Raw genomic sequence first — 14,318 nt, forward strand, 5'->3', positions numbered from 1 at the left:
TATCCTTTATGGCAATGGGTTATTGGCCCGACGCGCCAGCCACTCTTTAATTTGCTGGCGATGCAGGCTAACGGAACGACCTACGACAACGACGATAAGTAGCGCACCGGAAAGGGCGCTGGACACCTGATTTGGCACTCCTGCCATTTGCAAACCTTGTTGCAAATATCCCACTAATAAAACCGCAATGGCGGTGCCGATAATGGAACCAGAACCACCATAAATATTGGCACCGCCGAGCACTACGGCGGTGATGGCGGGCATCAGAAACGACGCACCGAGATCGGAACGTGCTGAACCAAAATACGATACCAGCAGCACAGCGGCGACCGCAGACGCCAGCCCCGTCATGGCATAGAGCGCACACAAGGTGCGGTTAACTGGAATCGCGCTATAAACCGCCACACGCGGGCTTTGCCCAATTAAAAACACGTTACGTCCGGCATGGGTTTTATGCAGCCAGAGCCAGAAAACGAGGAGACATATCAGGAAGATAATCAGCGGAACAGGGAGTCCCAGCACATCCAGGTTAGCGAAATCTGTAAACGCCATCGGGAATCCACCAATACCTTCGTACCCCGTCGCTCCGGCCATCCCGGAAAGCAGCAGGGCGCTTCCGGCAAACAGATACAGCGTGCCAAGCGTAATCACCAGCGGGTTAACTTTGGTATAGATAATTAATCCGGCGTTGATCAGCCCGCACAATGCGCCGAGCAGTAAGGTCAGGAGAATCGCCAGCGGCATCGGCACACCACTTTGAAACAGTACGCCCAATGCAATGGCGCAGAGGCCGATGGTCGAACCAAACGAAATATCGATCCCGCCACTGACAATCACCATCGTCAGCGGTAGGGCGACAATGCCAATGCAGATAAAGTCACTGGTGCTGAACAGCAACATATTGAGATCTAACATCCGCGGGTTAATTGCACCAAATGCGACAATCTCAATAACGAGCAGTGCGGCAAGAGCCAGTTCCCAACCGTAGCGAATACGCATTATGCGGCCTCCCGTTTTTTACCTAACGAAGCGGGTTTAACGGATGGCGGTGGCATCATAAAGCGGGCATATTTTTGCCGCCGCAGATTACGTTCCAGCGCACAACGCAGGCGTCCATCAAACACCAGCACCGCCAGCAGCACGAGGCCCGCGATAAAATCGTTCCACCATGCCGGAATGCGCAACAGCACCAGTACGCTATCGATCTGCGTCAGGAACCATGCGCCTAATACCGCACCGATGATCGCGCCGGAACCGCCGAGCAAACTAATGCCGCCCAGCACGCAGGCTGCAATTGCTTTCATCTCCAGCCCGGTACCGGTCTGGTTGGGGATAAAACCAATCTGCGAAGCAAACACAATTCCCGCCAGTGCCGCCATGCAGCCGTTCAACGAAAATGCCACAATGCGAATGGCTTCCGTACGAACGCCCAGTTGACGAGCGCCCTGTAAATTATCGCCCGTGACATAAAAACTGCGTCCAAACGCCGTCTTTGCCAGCAGCCAGGCCATAAATGCCACCAGAATTATCGTCAACCAACCAATCGCGGAAACGCCAAACAGCAGCGGTGCGGAGAGCTGTTTCAGTTCGGCGGGTAACCCTTCAATCCATTTGCCGCCAGTCCACAGCAACATGATGCCTCTGTACAACCCTAACGTGCCAAGGGTGGTAACAATGGCAGGGATCTTTAGCCACGCGACCAGGACACCGTTGAAAAATCCCGCGAGCAAACCAAGCAGTAAAGTCGCGACACAGGCAACAGGTAGTGAATATCCTGCGTTCAGTAACATCCCCAACAGCACCGCGCACATTCCGGTAATCGAACCCACTGATACATCAATATTGCGCGTAAGCATTACCAGCGTCGCGCCCATTGCCAGCAGGATCAGGATTTGCGCGCTGCTATAAACCATGGTCAGCGTTTGCACACTTAAATACTGGCGGTCGAGAAAACCGGGTAATACAAACAGCAGCACCACCGCCAGCAGTGCCGTGATTTCACGGTTGTTCTGAATAAATTTCAGCATGACGCCTCCTGACGCTGACTATCGCCGAAGGCAACGCGCATAATGGTCTCGACATTAATATCGCGTCCGGTCAGTGCAGAGTGGGCAATTTCGCCCTGATGCATCACATATACGCGATCTGCCATCAGTTCGATCTCTTCCAGATCAGAGGAGATAAGCAGCACTGCCACATTCTGTGCGGCGATGCTGCGCAACAGCTGGTAGATATCATTACGGGCTGAGACATCCACGCCGCGCGTCGGCTCATCGACAATCAATACTTGCGGCGAGGCTTCCAGACATTTGGCAATCAGGATTTTTTGCTGGTTGCCGCCGGATAAGGTCCGCGCAGCTTGTTCCGGTTGGTTAAATTTAATATTCAGCGCCCGACGATAACGTTCCAGTGTGGCGTTATCTTTCGCGGTTTTCGCCCAGAATCCACGAAGGTTATGAGTAAGGGCGCAGACATTCCAGGCCAGCGAAGCATCGAGATTCAGTCCGGATGACTGGCGATCTTCCGGCAGATAAACCAGACCGCGCAGTAAACGTTCTCCAGTGGATAATTTATTGATCTCTTTACCATTCAGCATAATGCGTCCGCCACGCAAAGTACGCAGACCATAGAGCGTCTCGGCCAGTTCTGTGCGTCCGGCCCCCACCAGCCCAGCCAGCCCCAGAATTTCTCCGGCATTAAGCGTCAGGCTGACATTCATAAAACCTTCGCCGGTCAGGTTTTCCAGTGTCAGCACCGGCGTTCCGGCGGCATGTTGTGGGCGGTTGCCAGGTAACTCCAGCCATAATTTTTGGCTGGCAGAGAGCGATTTTTCCCGTAGCGCTGGCGTGATGGCCTGAATAATGTCGTCGGTAGACAGTTCGATGGTTTTGCCGCTTAAGGCGATAGTTCCGTCGCGCATCACGCTAATCCGATCGGCAATCTGGCGAATTTCCGGCAGCTTATGCGAGATAAAAACAATACCCACGCCAGTAGCAAGCAGCTCCCGCAAGCGACTAAACAAGCGTTCGGTTTCCGCAGGGGTAAGCGAGGCGGTAGGTTCATCGAGGATCAGAATCTGCGAGTCGCGCATCAGCCCACGGAGGATTTCCACCATTTGGCGATCGGCGACATCCAGCGATCCTGCCAGACTATGCAGATCAAACTGGCAGCCCAGCGCCACCAGCAAGTTATTCATTTTCTGTATGGAGAGTTGTTTTTTTGCCAGACCAAACAGGATGTTTTCTTTTATCGACAGGCTTGGAAAAAGCAGCGGTTCCTGGGGAACGAGATAAATGCCCAGCTGATGAGCATGAACTGGCGTTAATCTGGTGTAGTTGTTGCCCCCAATCTCAAGCGTACCGCTATCAGCAGGGGTAATACCGGCAATAATCTTCATTAACGTCGATTTACCGGCACCATTGCCGCCGAGCAGGGCGTGGACCTCCCCCTGGTGCAACGTAAAATCGATGCCTTTCAGGACATTAACCCCTGAATACTGTTTATAAACCGAGCGGGCGCAAAGTAGCGGTAACGCGCGGGTATCACTCGTTTGCATATTTCCCCCGTTCAGTTTTGCAGGTGAGTTTTGAACAAATGTATTTTTGCTTTTAATTTGTTCATAACCTTAGGCGGGCATTGCATATATTTCCGACGAATAGATCACAATTTATGCTATTTTGATTTTCACGGTTGCGTTTGTTCATGCTCGTAGAGTCAAACTGTGGTTGCTATCACAGATATAAATGCGCAAGAACTGAACAATTGCATTAAAGATTTAAATATGTTCAAAGTGAAGAATGAATTATGACAATCAACGATTCGGCAATTTCAGAACAGGGAATGTGTGAAGAAGAACAGGTCGCGCGGATCGCGTGGTTTTACTACCACGACGGGCTGACCCAGAGCGAGATCAGCGATCGTCTCGGGCTGACCCGTTTGAAAGTGTCGCGATTACTGGAGAAAGGGCATCAGTCCGGCATTATTCGCGTGCAGATTAATTCTCGCTTTGAAGGCTGTCTGGAATATGAAACACAATTACGTCGTCAGTTTTCGCTACAACATGTCCGGGTGATCCCTGGGCTTGCGGATGCTGATGTCGGCGGGCGACTGGGGATAGGCGCGGCGCATATGTTGATGAGTTTACTTCAACCACAACAGATGCTGGCGATTGGTTTTGGCGAGGCAACCATGAATACGCTGCAACGCTTAAGTGGTTTTATTTCGTCACAGCAAATTCGCCTGGTCACGCTCTCCGGTGGCGTCGGTTCTTATATGACGGGTATCGGGCAGCTTAACGCGGCGTGCAGTGTGAATATTATTCCGGCTCCGTTGCGGGCATCCTCCGCTGACATTGCCCGTACGCTAAAAAATGAAAATTGCGTCAAAGACGTTCTGCTAGCCGCGCAAGCAGCGGATGTGGCGATTGTCGGCATTGGGGCTGTGAGTCAACAAGACGACGCAACAATCATTCGCTCCGGCTATATCAGCCAGGGCGAACAGTTAATGATTGGTCGAAAAGGGGCGGTTGGCGACATTTTAGGCTACTTTTTTGATGCAAAAGGTGACGTTGTCACGGATATTAAAATACATAACGAACTGATTGGCTTACCTTTAAGCGCGCTGAAGACCATTCCCGTCCGGGTTGGTGTGGCAGGGGGAGAAAATAAAGCCGAAGCCATTGCCGCTGCAATGAAAGGCGGCTATATCAACGCACTGGTTACCGATCAGGACACAGCAGCGGCGATTTTACGTATTTAAATTTGCATGACCTTATTACCGGGAATGATGGAGAACGTATAGAGGAACAGACAGAACGCATAAGCCGAGGATAATCTAATGGCTCGACTCTTTACCCCTTCAGAATCAAAGTACTACCTGATGGCGCTGGATGCAGGCACCGGAAGTATTCGGGCTGTGATATTCGACCTGGAAGGCAATCAAATAGCAGTGGGACAGGCGGAGTGGCGGCATCTGGCAGTACCGGACGTTCCTGGTTCTATGGAATTTGATCTCAACAAAAACTGGCAACTGGCGTGTGAGTGTATGCGCCAGGCGCTGCACAACGCCGGCATAGCCCCGGAGTATATCGCTGCCGTTTCGGCATGTTCGATGCGCGAAGGCATTGTTTTATATAACAATGAAGGAACACCGATCTGGGCCTGCGCCAATGTGGATGCCAGAGCGGCGCGCGAAGTTAGCGAACTTAAAGAACTGCACAACAATACCTTTGAAAACGAAGTTTATCGCGCCACCGGACAAACGCTGGCTTTAAGCGCTATTCCCAGATTACTTTGGCTGGCGCACCATCGTTCTGATATCTACCGACAGGCGTCGACCATCACCATGATCAGCGACTGGCTGGCCTATATGCTCAGCGGCGAACTGGCGGTGGATCCCTCTAACGCTGGCACCACGGGACTTCTTGACCTAACCACCCGTGACTGGAAACCTGCATTGCTGGATATGGCCGGACTGCGGGCCGATATTCTTTCTCCTGTCAAAGAAACCGGCACATTGCTGGGCGTGGTAAGTTCACAAGCGGCGGAACTCTGCGGTCTGAAGGCGGGCACTCCGGTGGTCGTTGGAGGAGGCGACGTGCAACTTGGTTGCCTGGGGTTAGGCGTTGTGCGTCCGGCACAAACCGCTGTTCTTGGCGGCACATTCTGGCAGCAAGTTGTAAACTTAGCCGCGCCGGTGACAGACCCAGAAATGAACGTGCGCGTTAATCCTCATGTTATTCCTGGCATGGTACAAGCTGAATCTATAAGCTTTTTTACCGGACTCACCATGCGCTGGTTCCGCGATGCTTTCTGTGCCGAAGAAAAACTGATTGCCGAACGTTTAGGCATCGACACCTATACGCTGCTGGAAGAGATGGCAAGTCGGGTGCCGCCTGGGTCGTGGGGCGTAATGCCGATATTCTCCGACAGAATGCGCTTTAAAACCTGGTATCACGCTGCGCCTTCCTTTATTAATTTGTCTATTGATCCGGATAAATGTAACAAAGCGACGTTGTTCCGTGCGCTGGAAGAAAATGCGGCGATTGTATCAGCGTGTAATTTGCAACAAATCGCTGATTTCTCGAATATTCATCCTTCATCGTTAGTCTTTGCAGGCGGAGGTTCAAAAGGGAAATTATGGAGTCAAATTCTCGCTGATGTCTCGGGATTACCCGTCAATATTCCGGTGGTCAAAGAAGCCACCGCATTAGGATGTGCCATTGCAGCTGGCGTCGGTGCCGGAATTTTTTCATCAATGGCAGAAACCGGAGAACGCCTGGTTCGCTGGGAACGGACGCACACACCAGACCCGGAAAAGCATGAACTTTATCAGGATTCACGGGATAAGTGGCAGGCAGTTTATCAGGATCAGCTGGGGCTGGTTGATCATGGACTGACGACGTCGTTATGGAAAGCGCCTGGGTTATAGTTTCATTGACAGCCACATCATGATGACCGTGGCTGTTTTTTGAGTATTCTTATTTCCCTTCTTTTAGAGCTGGTTTGTTAAATGCCAGCTTGCAGATTCATCGTTCCATCGCCCGTAATATATTCAAGGGGAAATTGCTATTTTTCTTAAAGCATTAAGCATAACCCTTATTTTATATCGAATATTCCTAAAGGCATTGGATGAAAAAGGGGTTTAATAAACTTCTTTTTTTAGCAATTAGTGCTATTCTTTGTTAAATATGATGATGGTAATTTTCTTATTGAAAGAAACATTTTTCTTATTAAGCAACAATAACTCATGGTTCATTTTTAAATAAAATAAGAACTATGCAATTTTTAATCTATCGCTTCGAAAGTATTAGCAAATTAGCCAAATTGACACCTTCCCACCTCCAACCAACACTCAATACAGACCTCTGACAACTTAATAAGTTTCATTTTTAACGTCTGATGACTCATCTCTTTCGTGGCTGTATTGTTTGTATATGGAGCGTTTATATGAATAGAATCTATCGCGTGATATGGAATTGCACCCTACAGGTATTTCAGGCCTGCTCGGAATTAACTCGCAGGGTAGGTAAAACATCGACGGTTAATTTGCATAAATCCTCTGGACTGACAACGAAATTCAGTAGATTGACGCTGGGTGTTTTGCTGGCACTAAGCGGTTCAGCGTCTGGTGCGAGTCTGGAAGTTGATAATGATCAGATTATCAATATTGATACTGATGTTGCTTATGATGCCTACCTGGTTGGCTGGTATGGCACTGGAGTGCTTAATATTTTGGCTGGCGGTAATGCCTCCTTAACCACTATTACTACCAGCGTCATTGGTGGTAATGAGAACTCGAAGGGCACCGTTAATGTTTTGGGTGGCACCTGGCGATTGTATGATAGCGGAAATAATGCAAGGCCTTTAAATGTGGGTCAATCCGGAACGGGGACGCTGAATATTAAACAGAAGGGTCACGTTGACGGAGGATATTTAAGGATAGGTTCTTCGACAGGAGGCGTCGGGACGGTCAATGTTGAGGGAGAGGACTCGGTTCTGACGACCGAATTATTCGAAATAGGGAGTTACGGTACAGGCTCATTAAATATTACGGATAAGGGTTACGTCACGAGTTCAATCGTCGTCATTGTAGGATATCAGGCGAACAGCAATGGTAAGGTTGTCGTTGAAAAGGGTGGCGAGTGGCTAATAAAAAATAATGATTCCTCAATTGAATTTCAAATTGGCAATCAAGGGACGGGAGAAGCGATTATTCGCGAGGGGGGGTGATTACGGCTGAAAATACGATTATCGGTGGCAATGCCACCGGTATCGGAACCCTGAATGTGCAGGATCAAGACTCTGTCATCACGGTACGCAGACTCTATAATGGATATTTCGGTAATGGCACAGTCAATATTTCCAATAATGGACTGATTAATAATAAAGAATATTCATTGGTGGGCGTTCAGGACGGTTCCCACGGTGTCGTCAACGTGACCGATAAAGGGCATTGGAATTTCCTCGGAACGGGCGAAGCTTTCCGCTATATCTATATCGGTGATGCTGGCGACGGTGAACTTAATGTCTCTAGTGAAGGCAAAGTAGATTCGGGAATTATCACTGCGGGGATGAAAGAAACAGGCACAGGCAACATTACTGTTAAGGATAAGAACTCCGTTATCACTAATCTCGGAACTAATCTTGGTTATGACGGCCACGGCGAAATGAATATCAGTAATGAGGGGCTTGTTGTCAGCAACGGAGGAAGTTCACTCGGTTATGGAGAAACCGGCGTCGGGAAGGTTAGCATCACCACGGGGGGGATATGGGAGGTCAATAAGAATGTCTATACCACCATTGGTGTTGCGGGCGTCGGAAACCTCAATATTAGCGATGGCGGTAAGTTTGTATCGCAAAATATTACTTTTTTGGGCGATAAAGCAAGCGGTATCGGCACACTGAACCTTATGGATGCGACATCATCGTTCGATACTGTAGGTATCAATGTCGGTAATTTTGGTAGCGGCATCGTAAATGTCAGTAATGGTGCCACCCTTAATTCAACGGGCTATGGATTTATCGGAGGAAATGCCTCCGGTAAGGGGATAGTTAATATTTCAACGGATAGTCTCTGGAATTTAAAAACGTCATCTACTAACGCCCAATTGCTACAGGTCGGTGTATTAGGTACGGGTGAACTGAATATTACTACCGGAGGTATAGTTAAAGCGCGTGATACACAGATAGCTCTGAATGACAAAAGTAAGGGCGACGTGCGGGTGGATGGGCAGAACTCTCTTCTTGAAACATTCAATATGAATGTAGGGACGACTGGCACAGGTACGTTAACACTGACGAATAACGGTACGCTGAATGTCGAAGGTGGAGAAGTTTACTTAGGTGTTTTTGATCCTGCTGTAGGAACGCTAAACATTGGTGCAGCTCACGGTGAGGCGGCGGCAGATGCCGGGTATATAACCAACGCGACGAAAGTAGAGTTTGGTTCTGGCGAAGGTGTTTTTGTCTTTAATCATACCAATAACAGTGATGCCGGCTACCAGGTCGATATGCTGATTACGGGTGACGATAAAGACGGAAAAGTGATACATGATGCAGGCCATACGGTGTTCAATGCAGGGAATACTTATAGCGGTAAAACGCTGGTCAATGACGGCCTCCTGACCATTGCGTCACATACGGCAGATGGGGTAACGGGCATGGGTTCGAGTGAAGTCACCATTGCAAACCCCGGTACGCTCGACATTCTCGCATCAACGAACAGTGCAGGAGATTACACGCTGACCAATGCGCTCAAAGGCGATGGCTTGATGCGAGTGCAGCTGTCATCCTCCGACAAGATGTTTGGCTTTACCCATGCAACAGGGACTGAATTCGCCGGTGTTGCCCAATTTAAAGACAGTACCTTCACTTTGGAACGCGACAACACCGCTGCGCTTACTCACGCGATGCTTCAGTCTGACAGTGAAAATACCACATCGGTAAAAGTGGGAGAGCAATCCATTGGTGGACTGGCCATGAATGGCGGTACGCTCATTTTCGATACGGATATTCCTGCTGCGACGCTCGCGGAGGGATATATCAGCGTCGATACGCTGGTTGTCGGCGCGGGTGACTACACCTGGAAAGGCCGTAACTATCAGGTAAACGGGACGGGCGACGTGCTTATCGACGTGCCTAAACCGTGGAATGATCCCATGGCGAATAACCCTCTGACGACGCTCAATTTGCTGGAACACGACGATAGCCATGTCGGCGTTCAACTGGTGAAGGCGCAAACGGTTATTGGGTCGGGTGGCTCATTAACGTTACGTGATTTACAGGGCGACGAGGTGGAAGCGGACAAAACGTTACACATTGCACAAAATGGAACAGTGGTCGCCGAGGGTGATTATGGATTCCGCCTCACGACCGCACCAGGTGATGGTTTGTACGTTAACTATGGGCTGAAAGCGCTGAACATCCATGGTGGGCAAAAGCTGACGTTAGCCGAACATGGCGGAGCTTATGGCGCAACGGCCGATATGTCGGCAAAAATCGGTGGCGAAGGGGATCTGGCAATCAATACGGTGCGACAGGTTTCGCTTTCCAACGGTCAGAACGACTATCAGGGGGCAACCTATGTTCAGATGGGGACATTACGTACCGATGCGGATGGTGCACTTGGCAACACCCGGGAACTGAACATCAGCAACGCGGCCATCGTCGATCTTAATGGATCGGCCCAGACGGTAGAGACATTCACCGGGCTGATGGGTTCGACTGTTTTGTTTAAAGAGGGGTCGCTGACGGTGAATAAAGGTGGGATCAGTCAGGGCGAACTGACAGGTGGCGGAAACCTGAATGTTACAGGGGGAACACTGGCTATCGAGGGGCTTAATGCACGCTACAATGCGTTAACCAGCATTAGCCCAAATGCGGAAGTCAGCCTCGATAATACGCAGGGGTTAGGTAGAGGAAATATTGCCAATGACGGTCTGTTAACGCTAAAAAATGTGACCGGCGAACTGCGTAATAGCATAAGCGGGAAGGGTATCGTGAGCGCAACCGCCAGGACAGACGTAGAGCTGGATGGCGATAATAGCCGCTTTGTGGGGCAATTCAACATTGATACAGGCAGCGCGCTCAGCGTCAACGAGCAGAAAAACCTGGGTGATGCTTCCGTTATCAATAATGGCCTGCTCACCATCTCCACTGAGCGTAGCTGGGCGATGACGCACAGTATCAGCGGTAGCGGTGATGTGACAAAACTGGTACGTCCAGCCACAGGTACAAATCACCTGGATGGGTGTGAAAGATTCTGACCATACCCGGAAAGACGGAACACGCATTGAAACGGAAGGCGACGGAAACGTGCAAACGCGACTTGGGGTGAAAACCTACCTGAACAGCCATCACCAGCGTGACGATGGTAAACAGCGTGAGTTCCAGCCTTACATTGAAGCGAACTGGATCAACAACAGCAAAGTCTACGCAGTGAAGATGAATGGTCAAACCGTAAGCCGTGATGGTGCGCGTAATCTCGGTGAAGTACGTACCGGGGTTGAGGCGAAAGTAAATAACAACCTTAGCCTGTGGGGGAATGTCGGTGTGCAACTAGGTGATAAAGGCTATAGCGATACTCAGGGCATGCTGGGAGTGAAATATAGCTGGTAAACCGTATAAGCCGCATGTCGAGATGGCATGCGGCTTAAGCCTTCCTTTTATCCGCGATCGCGGATATCGCAGCGTTTATCCCGTACAGCGGATAAGATGTGTTTCCTGATTGACTTTATCCCCACTAAAGGATAAAACTGATAATATCCCCTTGAGCGGATAAATATGCTGTGGACGTATGACATGATGAGCTTTCAGAAGATCTATAACCCAACGCAATTAGCGAATGCAATGAAACTGGTTCGTCAGCAAAATGGCTGGACGCAGAGCGAGCTGGCGAAAAAAATCGGTATTAAGCAGGCGACAATTTCCAATTTCGAAAACAACCCTGACAATACCACGCTCACGACATTTTTTAAGATTTTACAGTCGCTTGAACTCTCAATGACGCTATGCGACGCGAAAAATGCCTCGCCAGAATCAACAGAACAGCAAGATCTGGAGTGGTAATGCCTAAACTTGTCACTTGGATGAACAACCAGCGGGTAGGCGAGTTAACGAAGTTAGCCAACGGCGCGCACACCTTTAAGTATGCACCGGAGTGGTTAGCCAGCCGTTATGCCAGACCGTTGTCACTTTCGCTGCCATTGCAGAGGGGGAATATCACCTCTGATGCCGTATTTAACTTCTTCGATAATCTGTTACCCGATAGCCCGATTGTACGTGACCGGATCGTTAAACGTTATCATGCCAAATCCAGACAACCGTTTGATTTATTGTCAGAAATAGGGCGAGACAGCGTTGGTGCCGTGACGTTAATACCCGAAGACGAAACCGTAACGCATCCGATAATGGCATGGGAAAAGCTTACTGAAGCCAGACTTGAAGAAGTATTAACGGCTTATAAAGCAGATATCCCTCTGGGCATGATTAGAGAAGAAAATGACTTTCGCATCTCGGTTGCTGGCGCGCAGGAGAAGACAGCGCTGCTCAGAATAGGCAATGACTGGTGCATTCCGAAAGGAATAACGCCGACGACGCACATCATTAAATTACCGATTGGCGAAATCAGGCAGCCCAATGCGACGCTCGATCTCAGCCAAAGCGTTGATAATGAGTATTACTGTCTGCTGCTGGCGAAAGAACTTGGGTTGAATGTGCCGGACGCAGAAATCATTAAAGCGGGGAATGTGCGCGCGTTAGCGGTCGAACGTTTTGACAGGCGTTGGAATGCTGAGCGAACGGTTTTACTTCGCTTGCCACAGGAGGATATGTGTCAGACATTCGGTTTAACTTCATCGGTGAAATATGAATCAGATGGAGGCCCAGGCATCGCGCGGATCATGGCTTTTTTGATGGGGTCCAGCGAGGCGCTGAAAGATCGCTATGATTTTATGAAGTTTCAGGTGTTCCAGTGGTTGATTGGCGCAACGGATGGCCATGCAAAAAACTTCTCCGTATTTATTCAGGCTGGCGGCAGTTATCGACTCACGCCATTTTACGACATCATTTCAGCATTTCCGGTATTGGGTGGCGCAGGAATACACATCAGCGATCTCAAACTGGCAATGGGGCTTAACGCATCCAAAGGCAAAAAAACGGCAATCGATAAAATTTATCCGCGACATTTTCTGGCGACAGCAAAGTTGCTGAAATTTCCGGAAGTGCAGATGCATGAAATCCTGAGTGACTTTGCCAGAATGATTCCGGCAGCACTGGATAACGTGAAGACTTCATTACCGACAGATTTTCCGGAGAACGTGGTGACGGCAGTTGAAACCAATGTGTTGAGGTTGCACGGCCGGTTAAGCCGAGAATACGGTATTAAGTAAGATATGGGGTTTTGGTCGTTGTTAATGAGCAGGACAATCATGACCGCCAACGACTGGATTCTCCCTTGGTTTATATTAGTGCGCATAATGTATATTATGTTAAATATGGTGGGTTTGTTCTTAAGTTCATGTGTTCCGCTCTTTCAGTAGCTTAACTGATGAATCAGTCAGCAGCTTTTGCCGTGCAAGCTACGCGGCGGTTCGTACCAGATTGGCCACCTCCATCTCCTGGTTCGCTTTCCCCTCCCCCCGGTAAACCTCACCCAACGTTAATTAATGATGTCAGTATGTGGGCGCTATCCTTGTATGTAAAATCCACTGACGATTACGCCCATCTGTGAAAAAAACTCACAATGCCATTCGATGCATCTCCATACCGAACGAGGCGTTATCGTCTTTATCGCCCCGTAGTGGATATCAGAAAATCAATCAGGGCCTTCACTCTTTTCGTTTTACCCGCGTTTTTGGGGTAATAGAGATACACTGGCGGGTAGGTTTTCCAGTAGCTCTCCATCACCGGAATAAAGCGCTCCCTGTCCGGCTGTAACTGCCAGACAGGCTCAAACAAGCGCCCAATTCCCAGCCCGTTACGGATCCCGTCTGCCATAACGTCAATATCGTTGCTGATTAACTGCCCCGGCATCTCAACGGTCAACTGCTCACCGCGATCGTTCAGGAGCAGCGGAAGGATGCGGTTGTTGGTGATAAAACGGTAACCAATCAGCTGGTGATGACAGAGATCTGCCGGCACTTCAGGCGTTCCATGTCGGGAGAGATACGCTGAGGATGCATATAATCCTTCACGAAACGGTTTCATTAACGGTCGGGCCACCACCCCTCCCTCAAGAATATCGCCAAAACGGATCCCCAGATCAAAACGCTCTTTGATGATATTCACGGTACCGTCGTAGACCGAAATTTCTAACTGTATACCCGGATATTGCTGACAGAATTCTGCCATCGCAGGCTTAAGAATTAACAGGTAGGCAAAACGCGAGAGCGTAATTCGCACCATCCCTGAGGGCTCCTGATGCTGGTCGCGAATGCTTTCAAGTGAGTTTTCCAGCGACTCCACCGCCGCAGCGGTCTGTTCCAGCAATAATTGACCGGTTTCCGTCAGCTCTATACGGCGGGTCGTACGCACAAAAAGCGGATGACCGATATACTCTTCCAGCAGCTTTAGTGCATTGCTGACGGAGGGAGGCGTAATTTCCAGTTTCCTTGCGGCTGCCGAAATATTGCCCTCCCGCGCAATGCTCTGGAAGATGCGAATCTGGTTATAAAGAGCGTTATTCATAATGTTTTCCTAAAGCAATTCTCGCCTGATTATTAAGTACAGTCTAAAAATGCTTAAGTCAATGACCCTCTAATCTTCCTGAAATACGCCTCTTATACTTTAGTCTCTTTCTACTACGACCTGAGTTCAGGA

The 14,318-nt window shown here is 49.4% G+C and carries 8 protein-coding genes and 1 pseudogene; 5 read left to right on the forward strand and 4 right to left on the reverse strand.

Translation table 11 applies throughout. From position 1 onward, the window contains the following. Window positions 1-6: 6 nt before the first annotated feature. From lsrD to lsrA, 3 genes are read right to left on the reverse strand one after another with little or no spacing between them, the layout of a single operon-like run. Window positions 7-999, reverse strand: a complete 993-nt coding sequence (gene lsrD / locus ACJHYR_RS01130) for an autoinducer 2 ABC transporter permease LsrD (RefSeq protein WP_001222725.1) — start codon at window positions 997-999, stop codon at window positions 7-9. Then, complete coding sequence (lsrC, locus tag ACJHYR_RS01135) at window positions 999-2,027, reverse strand: autoinducer 2 ABC transporter permease LsrC (RefSeq protein WP_059328093.1); 1,029 nt, start codon at window positions 2,025-2,027, stop codon at window positions 999-1,001. Before lsrC ends, lsrD begins: the two co-directional genes overlap by 1 nt. Continuing rightward, entirely contained in the window at window positions 2,021-3,556 is a 1,536-nt protein-coding gene (gene lsrA / locus ACJHYR_RS01140) for an autoinducer 2 ABC transporter ATP-binding protein LsrA (RefSeq protein WP_001194896.1), read from the reverse strand. The genes lsrC and lsrA overlap by 7 nt, the downstream gene beginning before the upstream one ends. Window positions 3,557-3,804: 248 nt before the next feature. Between lsrA and lsrR the strand changes: the two genes are divergently transcribed. The 5 genes and pseudogenes from lsrR (at window position 3,805) to hipA (ending at window position 12,889) form a co-directional block, all read left to right on the forward strand. After that, window positions 3,805-4,758 carry a transcriptional regulator LsrR gene (lsrR, locus tag ACJHYR_RS01145; protein WP_000154338.1) on the forward strand — a complete coding sequence of 318 codons (954 nt, stop codon included), beginning with the start codon at window positions 3,805-3,807 and terminating at the stop codon, window positions 4,756-4,758. 78 nt (window positions 4,759-4,836) lie between these two features. Next, on the forward strand, window positions 4,837-6,429 hold the full coding sequence (gene lsrK, locus ACJHYR_RS01150; RefSeq protein WP_000113145.1) for an autoinducer-2 kinase: 1,593 nt from the start codon (window positions 4,837-4,839) through the stop codon (window positions 6,427-6,429). A 518-nt stretch (window positions 6,430-6,947) separates the two neighbouring features. Further along, a pseudogene (locus ACJHYR_RS01155) lies at window positions 6,948-11,117 on the forward strand (ECSE_1600 family autotransporter). Window positions 11,118-11,300: 183 nt separating this feature from the next. Beyond that, entirely contained in the window at window positions 11,301-11,567 is a 267-nt protein-coding gene (gene hipB, locus ACJHYR_RS01160) for a type II toxin-antitoxin system antitoxin HipB (RefSeq protein ID WP_042027983.1), read from the forward strand. Continuing rightward, a complete protein-coding gene (gene hipA, locus ACJHYR_RS01165; protein ID WP_001125443.1) occupies window positions 11,567-12,889 on the forward strand; it encodes a type II toxin-antitoxin system serine/threonine protein kinase toxin HipA in 1,323 nt (440 codons plus the stop codon). Before hipB ends, hipA begins: the two co-directional genes overlap by 1 nt. Before the next feature lie 397 nt (window positions 12,890-13,286). Here hipA and ACJHYR_RS01170 read toward each other — a convergent pair whose 3' ends face one another. Continuing rightward, window positions 13,287-14,186: a LysR family transcriptional regulator gene (locus ACJHYR_RS01170; RefSeq protein ID WP_001057776.1), complete on the reverse strand. Its 900-nt coding sequence runs from the start codon at window positions 14,184-14,186 to the stop codon at window positions 13,287-13,289. Window positions 14,187-14,318: the final 132 nt, after the last annotated feature.

This window comes from Escherichia sp. WS1450 (assembly GCF_046487395.1).
Taxonomy (GTDB): domain Bacteria; phylum Pseudomonadota; class Gammaproteobacteria; order Enterobacterales; family Enterobacteriaceae; genus Escherichia; species Escherichia coli.

Bases quoted from the DNA above. Each gene is read 5' to 3' on its own strand.
- hipA (WP_001125443.1), top strand. From the start codon at position 11,567: ATGCCTAAACTTGTCACTTGGATGAACAACCAGCGGGTAGGCGAGTTA.
- lsrK (WP_000113145.1), top strand. From the start codon at position 4,837: ATGGCTCGACTCTTTACCCCTTCAGAATCAAAGTACTACCTGATGGCG.
- lsrA (WP_001194896.1), bottom strand. From the start codon at position 3,556: ATGCAAACGAGTGATACCCGCGCGTTACCGCTACTTTGCGCCCGCTCG.
- lsrC (WP_059328093.1), bottom strand. From the start codon at position 2,027: ATGCTGAAATTTATTCAGAACAACCGTGAAATCACGGCACTGCTGGCG.
- ACJHYR_RS01170 (WP_001057776.1), bottom strand. From the start codon at position 14,186: ATGAATAACGCTCTTTATAACCAGATTCGCATCTTCCAGAGCATTGCG.
- hipB (WP_042027983.1), top strand. From the start codon at position 11,301: ATGATGAGCTTTCAGAAGATCTATAACCCAACGCAATTAGCGAATGCA.
- lsrD (WP_001222725.1), bottom strand. From the start codon at position 999: ATGCGTATTCGCTACGGTTGGGAACTGGCTCTTGCCGCACTGCTCGTT.
- lsrR (WP_000154338.1), top strand. From the start codon at position 3,805: ATGACAATCAACGATTCGGCAATTTCAGAACAGGGAATGTGTGAAGAA.